At 70.7% G+C, this 16622-nt stretch carries 15 protein-coding genes and 1 tRNA gene; 15 read left to right on the top strand and 1 reads right to left on the bottom strand.

The features are described 5' to 3' along the window. Positions 1-40 precede the first annotated feature (40 nt). The 5 genes from urtB (at position 41) to F0L46_RS00880 (ending at position 5645) form a co-directional block, all read left to right on the top strand. The gene (urtB, locus tag F0L46_RS00900) at positions 41-1639 is read left to right on the top strand and encodes an urea ABC transporter permease subunit UrtB (protein WP_149815140.1); all 1599 of its coding nucleotides are present in this window, start codon (positions 41-43) and stop codon (positions 1637-1639) included. Positions 1640-1880: 241 nt separating this feature from the next. Beyond that, positions 1881-3020: an urea ABC transporter permease subunit UrtC gene (urtC, locus tag F0L46_RS00895; protein WP_149815139.1), complete on the top strand. Its 1140-nt coding sequence runs from the start codon at positions 1881-1883 to the stop codon at positions 3018-3020. 5 nt (positions 3021-3025) lie between these two features. Continuing rightward, positions 3026-3778, top strand: coding sequence for an urea ABC transporter ATP-binding protein UrtD (urtD, locus tag F0L46_RS00890; protein ID WP_149815138.1), 753 nt, complete (start codon positions 3026-3028; stop codon positions 3776-3778). Positions 3779-4025: 247 nt separating this feature from the next. Beyond that, complete coding sequence (urtE, locus tag F0L46_RS00885; protein ID WP_149815137.1) at positions 4026-4721, top strand: urea ABC transporter ATP-binding subunit UrtE; 696 nt, start codon at positions 4026-4028, stop codon at positions 4719-4721. A gap of 432 nt (positions 4722-5153) precedes the next feature. Further along, positions 5154-5645, top strand: coding sequence for a DUF1622 domain-containing protein (locus F0L46_RS00880; protein ID WP_306461765.1), 492 nt, complete (start codon positions 5154-5156; stop codon positions 5643-5645). A gap of 60 nt (positions 5646-5705) precedes the next feature. Here the strand turns inward: F0L46_RS00880 and F0L46_RS00875 are convergent. Continuing rightward, positions 5706-5781: transfer RNA gene (locus F0L46_RS00875), tRNA-Ile, on the bottom strand. Between the two features lie 206 nt (positions 5782-5987). On the opposite strand from F0L46_RS00875, the gene F0L46_RS00870 reads away from it, so the two are divergent. The 10 genes from F0L46_RS00870 (at position 5988) to ade (ending at position 16619) form a co-directional block, all read left to right on the top strand. Next, complete coding sequence (locus F0L46_RS00870) at positions 5988-6479, top strand: response regulator (protein ID WP_240539797.1); 492 nt, start codon at positions 5988-5990, stop codon at positions 6477-6479. Beyond that, entirely contained in the window at positions 6476-7264 is a 789-nt protein-coding gene (locus F0L46_RS00865; RefSeq protein ID WP_149815136.1) for an alpha/beta fold hydrolase, read from the top strand. The genes F0L46_RS00870 and F0L46_RS00865 overlap by 4 nt, the downstream gene beginning before the upstream one ends. A 4-nt stretch (positions 7265-7268) precedes the next feature. Next, positions 7269-8495, top strand: coding sequence for a sensor histidine kinase (locus tag F0L46_RS00860; protein WP_240539796.1), 1227 nt, complete (start codon positions 7269-7271; stop codon positions 8493-8495). A gap of 214 nt (positions 8496-8709) precedes the next feature. Next, positions 8710-10293 carry an ABC transporter substrate-binding protein gene (locus tag F0L46_RS00855; RefSeq protein ID WP_149815135.1) on the top strand — a complete coding sequence of 528 codons (1584 nt, stop codon included), beginning with the start codon at positions 8710-8712 and terminating at the stop codon, positions 10291-10293. A 219-nt stretch (positions 10294-10512) separates the two neighbouring features. After that, entirely contained in the window at positions 10513-11454 is a 942-nt protein-coding gene (locus F0L46_RS00850) for an ABC transporter permease (RefSeq protein WP_149815134.1), read from the top strand. Beyond that, positions 11454-12347, top strand: coding sequence for an ABC transporter permease (locus F0L46_RS00845; protein WP_149815133.1), 894 nt, complete (start codon positions 11454-11456; stop codon positions 12345-12347). Before F0L46_RS00850 ends, F0L46_RS00845 begins: the two co-directional genes overlap by 1 nt. Positions 12348-12593: 246 nt before the next feature. Further along, positions 12594-14210 carry an ABC transporter ATP-binding protein gene (locus tag F0L46_RS00840; RefSeq protein WP_149815132.1) on the top strand — a complete coding sequence of 539 codons (1617 nt, stop codon included), beginning with the start codon at positions 12594-12596 and terminating at the stop codon, positions 14208-14210. A 64-nt stretch (positions 14211-14274) separates the two neighbouring features. Continuing rightward, entirely contained in the window at positions 14275-14505 is a 231-nt protein-coding gene (locus F0L46_RS00835; protein WP_210247581.1) for a type II toxin-antitoxin system Phd/YefM family antitoxin, read from the top strand. After that, positions 14502-14921, top strand: coding sequence for a type II toxin-antitoxin system VapC family toxin (locus F0L46_RS00830; protein WP_149815131.1), 420 nt, complete (start codon positions 14502-14504; stop codon positions 14919-14921). Before F0L46_RS00835 ends, F0L46_RS00830 begins: the two co-directional genes overlap by 4 nt. Before the next feature lie 3 nt (positions 14922-14924). After that, entirely contained in the window at positions 14925-16619 is a 1695-nt protein-coding gene (gene ade / locus F0L46_RS00825) for an adenine deaminase (protein ID WP_149815130.1), read from the top strand. Positions 16620-16622 lie beyond the last annotated feature (3 nt).

Raw genomic sequence — 16622 nt, 5'->3', positions numbered from 1 at the left:
CCGGGAGAGGGGGGACCCGCACAACGGTGATCGCGCCGCCATGCCTCTCGCCCGCCTCCTCGGCCTCCTGGCGCTCGCCGCCCTGACACTCGCCGCGCCCGCGCGCGCGCAAGGTACGGACGTGGCGCCGATCCTCGCCCGCTTCGCCCTCGACCGCTTCCCCGACACCCAGGCCGCCATCGAGGCGCTCGCCGCCTCCGGGCACCCGACCGCGCAGCCGGTGCTGGAGGCCCTGAACGAGGGGCGGCTCTTCGTGCGGACGGGCGACCGGGCGATCGTCTGGCGCGACGCCTCGGGGCCTCTGCGGCTTGCCGTGAGCGGCGAGGCGGTGGCCGATGCGCCGACCCGGCCGGTGCGCGTCAGCAACGCCATCCGGCGCTCGCTGGAGCTGGCGCTCGGCAACCTTTCCCTGCTTGCCCCCGATCCGGCGCGCCGTCTGGAGGCCGCCCGCGCGCTCTTCCGGACCCGCCAGGCCGCCTCGTTGCCGCTCCTGCGCACCGCCCTGGAGCGCGAGCGCGACCTGCGGGTGAAGCGGGCGTTCCTGGAAGCGCAGGCCGCGATCGTGGTCACCGCCACGGATGCGCCGGAACTCGACCGCATCGCCGCCGCGACGGTTCTCGCCGACCGGGGCGACCGCGAGGCGCAAGGGGTGCTGCGCGCCGCCGCCGTCGGGGCGCCCGAGCGGCTCGCCGCGGAGATCGACACGTCCGTGCGCGCCATCGAGACCCGGCTGTCGCTTCTCGCCATGGCGCAGAACCTCGTCTACGGCCTGTCGCTCGGCTCCGTGCTGCTGCTCGCCGCCGTGGGGCTCGCCATCACCTTCGGCGTCATGGGCGTGATCAACATGGCCCATGGCGAGATGGTGATGATCGGCGCCTACACCACCTTCGTGGTCCAGGAGGCGATCCGGCTCCACGCGCCCCACCTCTTCGACGCCTCGCTCCTCATCGCCCTGCCCCTCGCCTTCCTGGTCGCCGGCACCGTCGGGATGGCGATCGAGCGGAGCGTCATCCGCCTCCTCTACGGCCGCCCGCTGGAGACCCTGCTCGCCACCTGGGGCGTGTCGCTCATCCTGCAGCAGGCGGTGCGCACGATCTTCGGGCCCTCGAACCGGGAGGTGGGCAACCCCTCCTTCATGTCGGGCTCCCTCGACGTGCTGGGCCTGACGCTGACCTGGAACCGGCTCTGGATCATCGGCTTCGCGCTCGCCGTCTTCCTCGCCCTCCTCTTCACCCTGCGCTTCACCTCCTTCGGCCTGCGCATGCGCGCCGTGGTGCAGAACCGGCGCATGGCGGCCTCCATGGGCATCCGCACCCATTGGCTCGATGCGCTGACCTTCGGCCTCGGCTCCGGCATCGCGGGGGTCGCCGGCGTGGCGCTCTCCCAGATCGACAACGTCTCGCCCAATCTCGGCCAGAGCTACATCATCGACTCCTTCATGGTGGTGGTGTTCGGGGGCGTGGGCAGCCTGTGGGGCACCCTCGTCGCGGCCCTGACGCTCGGCACCGCGAACAAGCTCCTGGAGCCCTATGCGGGCGCGGTGCTCGGCAAGATCCTGGTGCTCGTCTTCATCATCCTTTTCATCCAGAAGCGCCCGCGCGGCCTGTTCGCGCTGAAGGGCCGGGCGGTGGAATCGTGAGGGGCGGGGTCATGGGGAGCGCCTTCGGCGCGGCTCCTTGCGCTGGATCCCGGATCTGCGTCCCGCTGGCGCGGGACTTGTCCGGGAAAGTGGGGGTGAGAGTGGCAGCACTGTCTCCAGAACCTCCAACGGCCACTTTCCCGGACAAGCTGCGCGAAGCGCAGCGCAGATCCGGGATCCAGCGCTCAGCCGCCGCGCAGCGGCTCCGCTTCTCTTACACCCGCCCGCAGGTGGTGACCCGATGATCGCCCGCGCCCTCGTCTCCCGCTTCGGGCCCCTCGTCGGGATCGCCGTCGCGATCCTCCTGGCGCTCGCCGTCGCGGTGCCGGCCCTGAACCTCCTGGTTCCGGCGGGCTCCCCCCTCCACGTGCCCACCCACGTGGTGGTGCTGCTCGGCAAGTGGTTGGCCTATGCTCTTCTCGCCGTATCCCTCGACCTCGTCTGGGGTTATTGCGGCATCCTCTCGCTCGGCCACGGCGCGTTCTTCGCGCTCGGCGGCTACGCCATGGGCATGTACCTCATGCGCCAGATCGGCCCGCGCGGGGTCTACGGCAACCCGGTCCTGCCCGACTTCATGGTGTTCCTGAACTGGACGGAGCTGCCGGTCACGTGGTGGGGCTTCCAGTCCTTCCCCTACGCGCTCCTCATGGTGGTCCTGGCGCCGGGTCTGCTCGCCCTCGCGCTGGGCTGGTTCGCCTTCCGCTCGCGGGTGACGGGGGTCTATCTCTCCATCATCACCCAGGCCATGACCTACGCCCTGCTGCTGGCGTTCTTTCGCAACAACATGGGCTTCGGCGGCAATAACGGCCTCACCGACTTCAAGGACATCTTGGGGCATCCCATCCAGGGCCCCGGCGTGCGCGCCGCGCTCTTTGCCGCCACCGCGCTTGCCCTCGCGGCGGGGCTCCTGATCGCCCGCTTCGTGGTCACCTCGAAGCTCGGCCTCGTCCTCGTCGCCATCCGCGACGCGGAGGCCCGCGCCCGCTTCCTCGGCTACCGGGCGGAGCGCTACAAGCTCTTCGTGTTCACGCTGTCGGCCGCCATGGCGGGCTGCGCCGGCGCACTCTACGTCCCCCAGGTCGGGATCATCAACCCGTCCGAGTTCTCGCCCGCCAACTCCATCGAGGCGGTGATCTGGGTGGCGGTGGGCGGGCGCGGCACGCTGGTCGGCGCGGCGCTCGGGGCCGTCCTCGTCAACGCGGCGAAGAGCTGGTTCACGGGCGCGCTGCCCGACTATTGGCTGTTCGCGCTCGGCGCCCTGTTCATCGTGGCCACCGTCGTGCTCCCTAAGGGCGTCATGGGGCTCGCCGCCCGCCTTCGCCCGCGCAAGGCGCCCCTCCCGCCTCAGGCCCCCGTGCCGGCGCAGCAACCGGCGGAGTAGGATCCATGGCAGCCCCCCTCACCTCCGCCCTCCTCTACCTCGATGGCGTCAGCGTCTCCTTCGACGGGTTCCGGGCGTTGAACAACCTCTCCCTCGTCCTCGAGCCCGGCGAGATGCGCGCCATCATCGGCCCCAACGGCGCCGGCAAGACCACCATGATGGACGTGATCACGGGCAAGACGCGGCCCGATACAGGCGACGTCTACTTCCAGGGCACCCACGACCTGCGGCGCCTCGACGAGGCCGCCATCGCCGAACTCGGGATCGGCCGCAAGTTCCAGAAGCCCACGGTCTTCGACGCCCACACCGTCGAGGACAACCTGCTCCTCGCGCTGAAGGCGCCCCGCGGCGTCTACGCCAATCTCGTCCACCACCTGTCGGGGGCGCAAGCGCGGCGGATCGACGAGATCCTGGAGACCGTGCGGCTCGCCGAGCGCCGGCGCGAACCCGCGGGCGCCTTGAGCCACGGCCAGCGGCAATGGCTTGAGATCGGCATGCTGCTCGCGCAGGACCCTGCCCTCCTCCTCGTGGACGAGCCCGTGGCCGGCATGACCGACGCCGAGACCGCCGAGACCGCGGAGCTCCTGCGCCGCATCAACCGCACGCATTCCGTCATCGTCGTGGAGCACGACATGCATTTCGTCCGCGAGCTCGACGTGAAGGTCACCGTGCTCCACGAGGGCTCGGTCCTCGCCGAGGGCGACCTCGACGCGGTCAGCGCCGACGAGCGCGTCGTCGAAGTCTATCTGGGGCGGTAAGAGTGCCGCTCGACACCGGATCGTCTCCTCTCCCCGCCGCGCGGGGAGAGGGCTCCAAGCCCCCTTGCCGGGGCTTGGAGCGAGCGCGGCAGCGCGTGGGTGAGGGGGCGTGGACGGAAGAGCTCTGTCCTGAGACACCCCCTCACCCTCGCTGGTCGCTTGCCTCGCCTGCCGGTGCGCAGGCGCGGCTCTCTCCCCGCCGCGCGGGGAGAGAGGTCTTGCCCTCACCCTAGCCAACGGCCCCGCCATGCTCAGCGTCGATACCATCGATCTCCATTACGGCGCGGCCCAGGCCCTGCGCGGTGTCTCTGTCGAGGCCTCGGCCGGGCGGGTGACCTGCGTCATGGGGCGCAACGGGGTCGGCAAGACCTCGCTCATGCGCGCCGTCGTCGGCCACCAGCGGGTGAGCCGCGGCCGGGTCCTGTGGGACGGGGCCGACGTCACGGGGCTCGGCCCCGCCGAGCGCGCGCGCCGCGGCATCGCCTTCGTGCCGCAGGGGCGCGAGGTGTTCCCGCTTCTCACCGTGGAGGAGAATCTCCGGACGGGGTTTTCCGTGCTGCCCCGGGCCCAGCGCTCCATCCCCGACGACGTGTTCTCGCTCTTTCCCGTCCTCTCCGGCATGCTGCGCCGGCGCGGTGGCGACCTCTCGGGCGGGCAGCAGCAGCAGCTCGCCATCGCCCGCGCCCTCGTGATGCGCCCCCGTCTCCTCGTCCTCGACGAGCCGACGGAGGGGATCCAGCCCTCCATCATCAAGGACATCGGCCGGGCCATCCGCTACCTGCGCGAGCGGGGCGACATGGCGATCCTGCTCGTCGAGCAATATTACGACTTCGCCCGCGAGCTCGCCGACACGATCTGCGTGATGGACCGCGGCGAGGTCGTCATGGCCGGCGAGACGGGCCGCCTCGACGAGGCGGCACTACGCCGGCACCTCACGGTGTGAGCGGGGGTCCGACCCGACCGGTTGAGAACCATTCGAGACAAAGCGCAGGAAAGGACGCCTCCAAGTCTCTGCCTGGACGCTGCTTTTCAATGTCGCCGACCCTCTTGACTCGGCGCTCTCGTCTGGACGGTCGCCGATCCTGAGGTGGCCCTGTGAGAACAGGCCCGGGTGCTCAAGCCCGAGGAGGCCCGGCCGTGGTCGACGGCAACGTCGTCAACCTGCCCCCGCGCTGCGGCCTCGCCCGCCCGGCCCTCCAGGCGCTGGAGCGGCGGGGGCTCGCGGCCCCGCATGCCAGCCCGACGCTGGCCGCCGATCTCCCGCGATCCTCCCCCGCCAAGCAGGCCGCGGATGGATCGGTTGGGGCTCGTGCGCCGCGCATGAACCAAAGCGTGGCCGGAATGTTGGTCGAGCGTGAGTGTCGGAGGGGGTCTCATGCTTCGCAGCCTCGTGGTGGTCGCAGCCGGGGTCATGCCCGGTGTGCTCCTCGCCGCGGAAGTGGCCTCCGAACCTCGGGCACCCGGCGGCCCATCACGGGAGATGGTGAAGCCTGCCCTGGAATGGATCTCCATGGGGATCGAGGTGGCGGGCGTCGGGATCATCCTGGTCGGCGCGATCGCGGCGACCCTGGTCTTCGTCTATGGGGGCCTCGTGACGGTCGGCTGGCCTGCCGCCTATCACCGCTACCGGGCCAATCTCGGGCGGGGCATCCTGCTCGGCCTGGAGCTGCTGGTCGCCGCCGACATCATCGGCACCGTCGCGGTCACGCCATCAGTCGAGAACCTGCTGATCCTCGGCCTCATCATTCTCATCCGAACGTTCCTGAGCTTCTCGCTCGAGGTCGAGATCGAGGGGCGCTGGCCCTGGCGGCGGGCCTCCACCGAGGGTCATGAGAGCGGCGGGGAGCGGCGACCGGAGCGGCTCTGAGCGCCTCCGATGCGACCGGATCTTCGGCAGGAAAGGAGATCGACGACGCGCGAGACCGGCTGGTGGGCCCGGCAGGACTTGAACCTGCAACCAGACCGTTATGAGCGGCCGGCTCTAACCATTGAGCTACGGGCCCGCGCAGGGCGGGCCTTCTCTAGCGGGTTGCGGCGGCGGCGTCATCACAAACCTGCGCGGGGCGGCTCGCGCGCGCGGTAACCCTGCGGCATCGGAGCCGCCCCCGCAGGGGTGTTCCGGAAGGTTCCTGACTTGACTGACCCTAGGGTATTGGAGTCACCAAGGGGGACACGGTGCGCGTGCGCCGCGAGCGTAAGGACGGCCCCTGTGCGCCGAAACGACCTGACCGTGACGGTGCTGTTCGTCGAGGACGATCCGGACCTGCGCGACGTGATCGCCTACGAGCTCGACCTCGCCGGCTTCAAGGTGCTCACCGCCGGCACCGGCGAGGAGGCCCTGGAGATCTTGCGCGAGCGGCCGGGCGCCGTCGACTGGCTCTTCACCGACATCCGCCTGCCGGGCCTCATCGACGGCTGGCGGGTCGCGGACGAGTTCCGCTTCACCTATCCGCTCCGGCCGGTCATCTTCGCCACCGGCGCCGCGCAGGAGCGGTCGCGCGACATGATCGAGAGCCTCTTCATGCGCAAGCCCTACCGCGCCTCGGAGATCGTGTCCGCGTTCCACGTCCTGCGCGAGGGCTGGTTCTCGTGCGGCGACGACGTGGAGGCCCTGCGCCATATCAAGCAGCGGCCTCTGGGACCGAAACTCAGCTGGGCACCGCCGGGCGAGGAGCCCGCGGTCGCCGGATGGAAAGCATGACCGCTCGACAGCGCAACAACGTCCGCATCATCGGCGAGGGAACGCGGCCGATGATCTTCGCCCATGGCTATGGCTGCGACCAGAGCATGTGGCGCTTCATGGTCGAGGCCTTCGCGCACGACCACCGGATCATCCTGTTCGATCACGTGGGCGCCGGGGGCTCCGACCTCTCGGCGTACGATCCCGAGCGCCACGGGGGGCTGCAGGGCTATGCCGACGATGTCCTCGAGATCTGCCGCGAGCTCGACCTGCGCGACGTGGTGTTCGTGGGCCACTCGGTGAGCGCGATGATCGGCGTGCTCGCGTCGATCCGCGAGCCGGAGCGCTTCGCCAAGCTCGTCCTCATCGGCCCCTCCCCCTGCTACGTCAACCACGACGGCTACCGGGGCGGGTTCAGCCGCGAGGACCTGGAGGGCCTCGTGGAGGTGCTCGACAGCAACCAGCTCGGCTGGGCCGGCACGATGGCCCCCGTGATCATGGGCAATCCCGACCGGCCGGAGCTCGCCGAGGAGCTGCGCAACAGCTTCTGCCGGACCGACCCCGAGATCGCCCGGCGCTTCGCCCGGGTCACGTTCTTCTCCGACAACCGGCACGACCTGCCCCGGGTCACCACGCCGGTCCTGATCCTGCAATGCGCCGAGGACGCCATCGCCCCCGAGGCGGTGGGCGCCTACGTGCACGACAACATCCCCGGCAGCCGCCTCGTCCGCCTCGCGGCCACGGGACATTGCCCGCACATGAGCGCGCCCGATGAGACCATTCGGGCCATGAGGGCGTTCCTCTAGGGTCATGACCCAGCCGCCCTCTCCCGGCGCGCTCCCGTTCGAGAGCGCCGAGGAACTCTACGAGAATGCGCCGTTCGCCTATCTGTCCGTCGGCACGGACGGCCAGATCGCCCGCGCGAACCGGACGCTGCTCGCGTGGACGGGCTACGAGGCGGCCGATCTCGTGGGGGTGAAGCGCTTTCCCGAGCTCCTCACCGCGGGCGGGCGCATCTTCTACGAGACCCATGTCCAGCCCCTGCTGCGCCTTCAGGGCACGGTCAACGAGATCGCCTACGACATCGTCCGCGCGGACGGCACGGTCTTCCCGGCGCTGATGAACGGAACCGTCCTGCGCGACGGCGAGGGGCGGCCCGCGCTCTACCGGCTCACCCTCCTCGATGCCAGCGACCGCCGGGCCTTCGAGCGCGAGCTCCAGGCGGCACGGCGGCGGGCGGAGGAAGCCGGCGAGGCGCTGCGCCGGCTCAACGAGACCCTGGAGGAAACCGTCCGCACGGAAGTGGAGCGGCGCCTGCGGGCCGAGGAGGCCCTTCGCCACGCCCAAAAGATGGAGGCCCTGGGCCAGCTCACCGGCTCGGTGGCCCACGACTTCAACAATCTGCTCGGCGCGATCCTGTCGAATCTCGAGGTAGCGGAGCGCCACTCCGACGAGCGGGGCCGCCGCTTCCTCGCCAACGCCGTGCGCAGCGTGGAGCGCGGCGAGGCCCTGACCCAGCGCATGCTCGCCTTCGGCCGCAAGCAGCGGCTCAACCCGACCCGGGTCGATCTGGCGGGGCTCGTGACGGGCGCCCGCGACCTTCTGGAGCGCTCGCTCGGGCCGGGCAACCGTCTCGTCCTGGGGGTTCCGGAGGATCTCCCGCCCGCGCTCGTGGACGCCAACCAGCTGGAGCTGGCGCTCATGAACCTTGCGGTGAACGCGCGGCACGCCATGCCCGACGGGGGCACGCTGACCGTGTCGGCGACCCTGGAGAGCGCTGCCGGGGGCGATCCCGGCGGGCTCGCGCCGGGGGATTACCTGCGCGTCGCGGCGCGCGACACCGGCATCGGCATGGACGAGGCGACGCTCGCGAAGGCGGCCGAGCCCTTCTTCACCACGAAGCCCGCCGGCCAGGGGACCGGCCTCGGCCTCTCGATGGTGCACGGCCTCGCCGCCCAGTCGGGCGGGCGGCTGGCCCTCGACAGCCAGCCGGGCGAGGGCACCGTTGTCGCGATCTGGCTGCCCGTGGCGGGCTGAACGGGCGCGCGCCCCGCGCGGTTGCGGAGGCATGCGTCGGGGGCGGGGGCTGCAATCCACCGCTTGGGAGCCCGGTTTCCACCGTCTCGCGGCCGGGGCGTTTGACAGCACGCCCGGCCGCTGATCCTATCCCTTCGTCGCATGCGCTCCCAGGGGCTCCGACACGAGCCCGCCAGGCAGCGCCGACCGCGAACGAGCTTTGGGGAGACGGGCGATGGATCTGACGCGTCGTGACATGATGGCAGGCGCCGCGGCGGCGGGAGCCGCGGCCGGGCTCCCGGGCGGAGCGCTGGCTCAGGCGAAACCCAGCGTGCTGCGGGTGGTGCCCCACGCCAACCTGCAGATCCTCGATCCGATCTTCACGACGATCTACATCAGCCGCAACCACGGCTACATGGTCTACGACACCCTGTTCGCCCTCGACGACCAGCTGCAGCCCCGCCCGCAGATGGTCGACACCTGGGAGGTGAGCCCCGACCGCCTGCGCTACACGTTCCGGCTTCGCGACGGCCTCGCCTGGCACGACGGCAGCCCCGTCACGGCGGAGGACTGCACCGCCTCGCTCGTGCGCTGGTCGCGGCGCGACCCCATGGGCCAGCGGCTCTTCGCGATCGTCGACAAGCTCGAGGCGCAGGACGCCAAGACCTTTGTCATGACCCTGAAGCAGCCCTACGGCATCGTGCTGGAGACGCTCGGCAAGATCTCGTCGAACGTGCCCTTCATGATGCCCAAGCGCATCGCCGAGACCCCCGCCGACCAGCAAATCCAGGACACGACGGGCTCGGGCCCCTTCATGTTCAAGCGCGACGAGTGGCAGCCCGGCAACAAGGCCGTGTGGGTCAAGAACCCGAACTACAAGCCCCGCGCCGAGCCCGTCTCCTCGGCGGCCGGCGGCAAGATCCCGAAGGTGGACCGGGTCGAGTGGTACACCATGGACCCCAACACCGCGATGAACGCCCTTATCGCCGGCGAGGTGGACTACTGGGAGCAGGTCACGCCGGACCTCGTTCCCATCGTGAAGCAGGCGCAAGGCGTGAAGGTCGAGAACCTCGATCCGATCGGCAACATGGGCTGGGGCCGCTTCAACCATCTGGTGGCGCCCTCCAACAATCCCCTGATCCGCCATGCCGCCATGAAGGCGGTGAACCAGGAGGATTACCTGCGCACCGCCATCGGCGACCCGGAGCTCTACCGGGTGTGCAAGTCGATCTTCCCCACCGGCACGCCCCTCTACAACGAGGCGGGGGTCGACATGGTGACCCAGAACCAGGCGGACGCCCGCGCCCTTCTCAAGCAGGCGGGCTACAACGGCGAGGAGTTCGCCATCCTCCAGCCCACCGATCACCCGGTTCTCAACCCCTTCACGCTCGTGACCGCGGAGGCCTTGCGCAAGGTGGGCTTCAACGTGAAGCTCGTGGCCATGGACTGGTCGACGCTGGGCCAGCGCCGCACCTCCCGCGAGCCCGTGTCGAACGGCGGCTGGAACATGTTCCACACCTGGTGGATCGGCGGCGACGTCATCAACCCCCTCACCGGCGTCGGCTTCGCGGCGGCGGGCGAGAAGGGCTGGCCCGGCTGGCACACCGATCCCCGCACGGAAGAGCTGCGCGCCGAGTTCGCCGCCGCCGCGACGCCGGAGGAGGCCAAGAAGGTCGCCGCCGCCTTCCAGGCGCGCACCTACGAGATCGGCTCCTACATCAATCTGGGCCAGTTCTTCGTCCCCGTGGGCTACCGCGAGAACGTGCGGGGCATGATCCCCTCCCCCGTCCAGTTCTTCTGGAACATGGCGGTGGCCTAGGCGCGCCTCTCCCCGCGGGCGGGGAGAGGGCCGAAGCCCCTTTTATGGGGGGCTGAGGCGAGGGCGGCAGCCCGACGGTGAGGGGCGCCGCAAGGTGGAACTCCACCGTCCAGGCCCCCTCACCCCCGCTCACCTTCGGTTCGCTCGCTTCGGCTGCCGGTCCGCAGCCGAAGCCCTCTCCCCGCCCGCGGGGAGAGGTGATCGGAACGCGACGTCCCCATGCTCCTCCTCGTCCTCCGCCGCGTGCTCGCCACCGTCCCCGTCATGGCGGTGGTGGCGCTCGTGGTGTTCCTGATGATCCGGCTCACCCCGGGCGATCCGGCGGCGGTGCTGGCGGGGGACAACGCGACCCTCGACCAGATTCAGCGCATCCGCGCCAATCTCGGCCTCGACGAGCCGCTGTGGCACCAGTTCGCGGCCTGGGTCGGGCAGCTCGCGCGCGGGGACCTGGGAACGTCGATCTTCACCCAGCTTCCCGTGACGACCCTCATCGGCCAGCGGGTCGAGCCCACCCTGATGCTCGCGCTCACCACGATGGTGTTCTCCATCCTCGTCGCGGTGCCGCTGGGCGTGCTGGCGGCCTGGAAGGCGGGCACCTGGATCGACCGGCTCATCATGGTGGTCGCGGTCGTGGCGTTCTCGTTTCCCGTCTTCGTGCTGGGCTATCTGCTGGTCTACCAGTTCGGCATCAGCCTGCGCTGGCTGCCCACGCAGGGCTACCGCAGCCCCTTTGCCGACCCCTGGGGTTTCGTGCGCCACATGACCCTGCCGGCGTTGGCGCTCTCGTCGATCTACATCGCGCTCATCACCCGCATCACCCGGGCGAGCGTGCTGGAGGTGCTCGGCGAGGACTACATCCGCACCGCGCGGGCCAAGGGCCAGACGGAGGCGAAGGTGCTCTTCCGGCACGCCCTGGGGAACGCGGCGGTGCCGATCGTCACCATCGTCGGGATCGGGGTGGCGCTCCTCATCGGTGGGGCTGTGGTGACGGAAACCGTGTTCAACATCCCGGGCCTCGGCCGCCTCGTGGTGGATGCGATCCTGCGCCGGGACTACCCCATCATCCAGGGCCTGATCCTCGTCTTCTCCCTGGTCTACATCCTCATCAACCTCCTCATCGACATCGCCTACACGGCGCTCGATCCGCGGATCCGCTACTGATGGCGCGCGCCCAGACCCTCCCCGAGGAGCCCGTGCGGGCGGCCCGACGCGCGCCGGTCCTCGCCTTCGTGCGGCGCTATCCCGTCGCCGGCCTCGCCGCCCTGATCCTCGGGCTCATCGTGCTCGCCGCCCTTCTGGCGCCGGTCCTGTGGACGGTGGATCCCAAGGCGCTCGCGCCGACGCAGCGCATGCGCATGCCCTCGGCAGCGCACTGGTTCGGCACGGACCAGTTCGGCCGCGACGTGTGGAGCCGCGTGGTCTACGGGGCGCAGGTCTCCCTCATCGTGGCCCTGGCGGTGGCCACCATCAGCGTGATCGCGGGCACGCTCATCGCGGTCGTCTCGACCTATATCCGCTGGCTCGACGGGCTCGTGATGCGGATCATGGACGGGCTCATGGCGATCCCGGGCATCCTGCTCGCCATTGCCCTCGTCTCGCTCTCGGGCGCGAGCCGCCTCACGGTCATCATGGCGATCACCATCCCCGAGATCCCGCGGGTGGTGCGCCTCGTGCGCTCCGTGGTGCTCTCTGTGCGCGAGGAGCCCTACGTGGAGGCGGCGATCTCGGTGGGGACGCCCCTGCCGCAGCTCCTATGGCGTCACGTGCTCCCCAATTGCGTGCCTCCGCTCATCGTCCAGGCCACCTACATCGCGGCCTCGGCCATGCTCACGGAAGCGATCCTCTCGTTCCTCGGCGCCGGCACGCCGCCCGAGTTTCCGTCCTGGGGGAACATGATGGCCGAGGGACGCACCTTCTTCCCCATCGCGCCGCGCATCGTGCTCATCCCCGGCGTCGCCCTCGCCCTCACGATCCTCGCCGTCAACGTCCTCGGCGACGCGCTGCGCGACCGCCTGGACCCGAAGCTCGCCAAGCGCACGGGGGGATTGAGGTGAGGGAGACGGCTGGTCATCCCGGTGCAGCCCGCCCCTCTCCTCTCCCCGCGGGCGGGGAGAGGGCTTCGCCCGCGCACCGGCGGGCGAAGCAAGCCCGAAGGGCGAGGGTGAGGGGGTCTGTCCGGACGTGTCTCCACCTGAGACGCCCCCTCACCCTCGCGCTACCGCGCTCGCCTCAGCCCCCGGCAAGGGGGGCTGAGNNTCCCCGCGCGGCGGGGAGAGGAAACAGCGTCCGGAACCCCACCTATGACCGACCTCGCCCTCGACGTCCGCGGCCTCACCGTGCGCCTGCCCGCCGGGGCCGACCGGGCGCATGCCGTGGAGGAGGTCTCGATCCAGGTCAGGCGGGGCGAGATCGTCTGCATCGTGGGCGAGTCGGGCTCAGGCAAGTCCGTCACCGCCTTCACTGTGATGGGGCTCCTGCCGAAGGGCGACCTCGTGCCCACGGCCGGCGAGGTGCTGCTAGAGGGCGAGGACGTCCTCAAGGCCGCCCCCGCCCGCCTGCGGGAGCTGCGCGGTACCCGCATGGCGATGATCTTCCAGGAGCCGATGACGGCGCTCAACCCCGTCGTCACGGTGGGCGACCAGATCGACGAGGTGCTGCGCATCCACACGAGCCTCGGGCCGGCCGAGCGCCGGGCCAAGGCCCTCGACATCATGGGCGCGATCCGCCTGCCCGATCCGGAGCGGATCTACGCCTCCTACCCCCACCAGCTCTCCGGCGGCCAGCGCCAGCGCATCATGATCGCCGCCGCCATGGTGCTCGACCCGCATCTCCTCATCGCCGACGAGCCCACCACCGCCCTCGACGTCACCACCCAGGCGCAGATCCTCGCCCTCATCAGGGATCTCCAGGCCCGGCGCGGCACGGGCGTCCTCTTCATCACCCACGATTTCGGCGTGGTGGCCGAGATCGCCGACCGGGTCGTGGTGATGCAGCGCGGCCGGGTCGTCGAGGAGGGCCCCGCCGAGGAGGTGCTGCGCCGCCCGCGCCACGACTACACCCGCATGCTCATCGGCGCCGTGCCTGGCCTCGACCCTGAGCCCCGCGAGCCCGTCGCCGGCCCCGTGGCCCTGGAGACGCAGGCCCTCGACAAGACTTACGGCGCGGGAGGCCTGTTCGGCCGGGGGCGGGTCGTTCGCGCCGCAACGGACGTGCACCTCCAGGTGCGGCGAGGCGAGACGCTGGGGATCGTGGGGGAATCGGGATCCGGCAAGACCACGGTGGCCCGCTGCATCGCCCGCCTCGTCGACCCGACCTCGGGCGCGATCCGGCTCGGCGACGTGGACATCGCGCGCCTTCCCGAGCGGCGCCTGCGGCCCCATCGCCGGCGGGTCCAGATCGTGTTCCAGGACCCCTACCGCTCCCTCAACCCGCGCCGGACGGTCGGCGCCTCCGTGATCGAGGGGCCGATGAATTTCGGCCTCGCCCGCGACGCCGCCCTGGCGCGGGCGCGCCAGCTCATGGAGCTCGTCGGCCTCTCGCCGGACGCCCTGGAGCGCTATCCGCACCAGTTCTCCGGCGGCCAGCGCCAGCGCATCGCCATCGCCCGCGCGCTCGCCATGGAGCCCGAGATCCTCATCGCCGACGAGGCGGTCTCGGCCCTCGACGTCTCGGTGCAGGCGCAGGTGCTCGACCTCCTCGACGACGTGAAGCGCCGCTTCGACCTCGCGCTCCTCTTCATCACCCACGACCTTCGCGTCGCGGCCCAGATCTGCGACCGCATCATGGTGATGGAGCGCGGATTGGTGGTGGAGGCGGGCCCCACCCACCGGGTCTTCACGGCGCCGGAGCACCCCTACACGAGGGCGCTGCTCGCCGCGGCGCCGGGGCGGGGGTTCGGGTTCGGGCGGGCGGCTTGAGGGGGCGGGCTTCGCAAATCGCGCGCTCCGCCTTAACTTGAGACGAGCAAGGGAGGCTCCTCTCGTGATCGAGGTGGCGGTCAAGGACATGGACGAGCGCCTGGCGACCCTTCTGCGGTCCGTTCAGGCGGGGGAGGAGGTCGTCTTCACCCATGAGGGCCGAGAGGTCGCACGGCTCGTCGCGAGCACGCCTAATGATCGTGGCGACATTGTCGAGCGGTTCCGACGTGTGAGCGGAGGCGCGACGCTCGGCGGCCTTTCCATACGTGATCTTATTGACGAAGGCCGCCGATGAGCGTCGTCGTTCTCGACGCATCGGCGGCGCTCGCTTGGTGCTTCGATGAAGAGCGAACGCCGCAGACCGAAGCACTTCTGCGCCGTGTCGAAGCCGGAGGCGCGCTCGTGCCAAGCCACTGGCCGGTCGAGGTGGCGAACGCGCTTCTCGTCGCCGAGCGACGGCAGCGCCTCAAGGCCCCCGCCGTTGATGGCTTGCTGGAGTTGATCGCGTCGCTTCCCATCAGCCTCGACGGCCGCGCCGCCACGAACCTCTCCGGCTCGCTCCTCACGCTCGCGCGGGAGAGGTCCCTCACGGTCTACGACGCAGCCTATGTCGAGCTCGCCCAGCGAACCGACCTGCCCCTCGCGACCCTCGACCGTGCTATGGCGCGCGCCGCCCGCGACATCGGCGTCCCCCTGGCTCTGGAACCCTGATCCATGCCCCTCCCCGCCCGCATCGCCCAAGGCCGCGGCAGCGCCCCCGCCGATCTCGTGATCCGCGACGTGCGCCTCTTCGACCTCGTCACGGGCGACCTGATCCGCACCGACATCGCCGTGTGCGGCGGGACGATCGTGGGGACCTATGGGTCGTACCACGGCACGCGGGTGATCGAGGGCCGGGGGCGGATCGCGGTGCCGGGCTTCATCGACACGCACCTGCACGTCGAGTCCTCCCTCGTGACGCCGCTGGAATTCGATCGCTGCGTCCTGCCCCACGGGGTCACGACGGCGATCTGCGATCCGCACGAGATGGCGAACGTCATCGGCACGGGAGCCTTCGACTATTTCCTCGCCTGCGCCGAGCGCACGATCATGGACCTGCGGGTGCAGCTCTCCAGCTGCGTGCCCGCCACCCATCTGGAGACCGCGGGCGCGCGCATCGAGGCGGCGGACCTCGCGCCCTATCGCGGGCACCGGAGCGGCATCGGGCTGGCCGAGTTCATGAACGTGCCCGGCGTGCTCGGCGGCGATCCCGCCTGCCTTGCCAAGATCGCGCTCTTCGCCGACGGCCACGTGGACGGGCACGCGCCGCTCCTGCGCGGCCTCGACCTCAACGGCTACATCGCGGCGGGCATCCGCACAGACCACGAGACGACGACCTCGGACGAGGCCTTGGAGAAGATCCGCAAGGGCATGACGGTCCTCATCCGCGAGGGCTCCGTCTCCAAGGACCTCCATGCGCTCGCGCCCCTCCTCGACATCGCGACCTCGCCGTTCCTGGCGCTCTGCACCGACGACCGCAACCCCCTCGACATCGCCGAGGAGGGCCACATCGACCACATGATCCGCACCCTCATCGGGCTCGGGCGCCCGCCGCTCGCGGTCTATCGCGCGGCCTCGCTCACCGCCGCGACGGCGTTCGGTCTGCGCGACCGGGGCCTGATCGCGCCGGGACGCCGCGCCGACATCGTGCTCCTCGACGACCTGGAGGCCTGCGCCGTCTCGGACGTGATCGCGGCCGGGCGCCTGGTGGACGAGGGTCTATTCGCGACGCGCGGCAGCGTGGCGCCCGTGGGGCTAGACAGCGTCAAGGCGGCGCGGGTGAGCGCCGACGACTTCCAGGTCTCCGGAGGCCTCGGCGAGAGCTCGGTCATCGGTGTGGTGCCGGGCCGGATCATCACGGAGCACCTGCGCCTGACGCTGCCGAGCCGGGGCGGGGTGCGGCACGTGGATCTGGAGCAGGATGCCGTGAAGGTGGCGGTGGTGGCCCGGCACGGGGTCAACCGCAATATCGGGCTCGGCTTCGTGAAGGGGTTCGGGATGAAGCGCGGCGCCATCGCCTCCTCCATCGGCCACGACAGCCACAACATCTGCGTGGTGGGCGCAGACGATGCCGATATGGCGGCGGCGGTGAACCGGCTCATCGAGATCCAGGGGGGCTTCGCGGTCGTGAGCGACGGCGAGGTGCGGGCCGAGCTGCCACTCCCCATCGCGGGCCTGATGAGCGACCGATCCTATGAATGGGTGCGCGACGCGCTCCATCCCCTGCGGGCGGCGGCCAGGGACCTCGGCGTCGTCCTGCCCGAGCCCTTCCTCCAGGTCGCGTTCCTGCCCCTGCCGGTGATCCCGCATCTCAAGATCACCGATATGGGACTCGTGGACGTGGACCGTTTCGAGCTCGTGCGGGAGTAGCGT

Origin of the sequence: Salinarimonas soli (genome assembly GCF_008386575.1) — a bacterium.
Taxonomy (GTDB): Bacteria; Pseudomonadota; Alphaproteobacteria; order Rhizobiales; family Beijerinckiaceae; genus Salinarimonas_A; species Salinarimonas_A soli.
This window is presented reverse-complemented; position numbering and strand designations above follow the sequence as displayed.

Coding starts and splice junctions, on each gene's coding strand:
- urtE (WP_149815137.1), top strand. CDS start 4,026: ATGCTCAGCGTCGATACCATCGATCTCCATTACGGCGCGGCCCAGGCC.
- F0L46_RS00855 (WP_149815135.1), top strand. CDS start 8,710: ATGGATCTGACGCGTCGTGACATGATGGCAGGCGCCGCGGCGGCGGGA.
- F0L46_RS00860 (WP_240539796.1), top strand. CDS start 7,269: ATGACCCAGCCGCCCTCTCCCGGCGCGCTCCCGTTCGAGAGCGCCGAG.
- F0L46_RS00880 (WP_306461765.1), top strand. CDS start 5,154: ATGCTTCGCAGCCTCGTGGTGGTCGCAGCCGGGGTCATGCCCGGTGTG.
- urtB (WP_149815140.1), top strand. CDS start 41: ATGCCTCTCGCCCGCCTCCTCGGCCTCCTGGCGCTCGCCGCCCTGACA.
- ade (WP_149815130.1), top strand. CDS start 14,925: ATGCCCCTCCCCGCCCGCATCGCCCAAGGCCGCGGCAGCGCCCCCGCC.
- F0L46_RS00845 (WP_149815133.1), top strand. CDS start 11,454: ATGGCGCGCGCCCAGACCCTCCCCGAGGAGCCCGTGCGGGCGGCCCGA.
- F0L46_RS00865 (WP_149815136.1), top strand. CDS start 6,476: ATGACCGCTCGACAGCGCAACAACGTCCGCATCATCGGCGAGGGAACG.
- F0L46_RS00840 (WP_149815132.1), top strand. CDS start 12,594: ATGACCGACCTCGCCCTCGACGTCCGCGGCCTCACCGTGCGCCTGCCC.
- urtD (WP_149815138.1), top strand. CDS start 3,026: ATGGCAGCCCCCCTCACCTCCGCCCTCCTCTACCTCGATGGCGTCAGC.
- F0L46_RS00850 (WP_149815134.1), top strand. CDS start 10,513: ATGCTCCTCCTCGTCCTCCGCCGCGTGCTCGCCACCGTCCCCGTCATG.
- urtC (WP_149815139.1), top strand. CDS start 1,881: ATGATCGCCCGCGCCCTCGTCTCCCGCTTCGGGCCCCTCGTCGGGATC.
- F0L46_RS00830 (WP_149815131.1), top strand. CDS start 14,502: ATGAGCGTCGTCGTTCTCGACGCATCGGCGGCGCTCGCTTGGTGCTTC.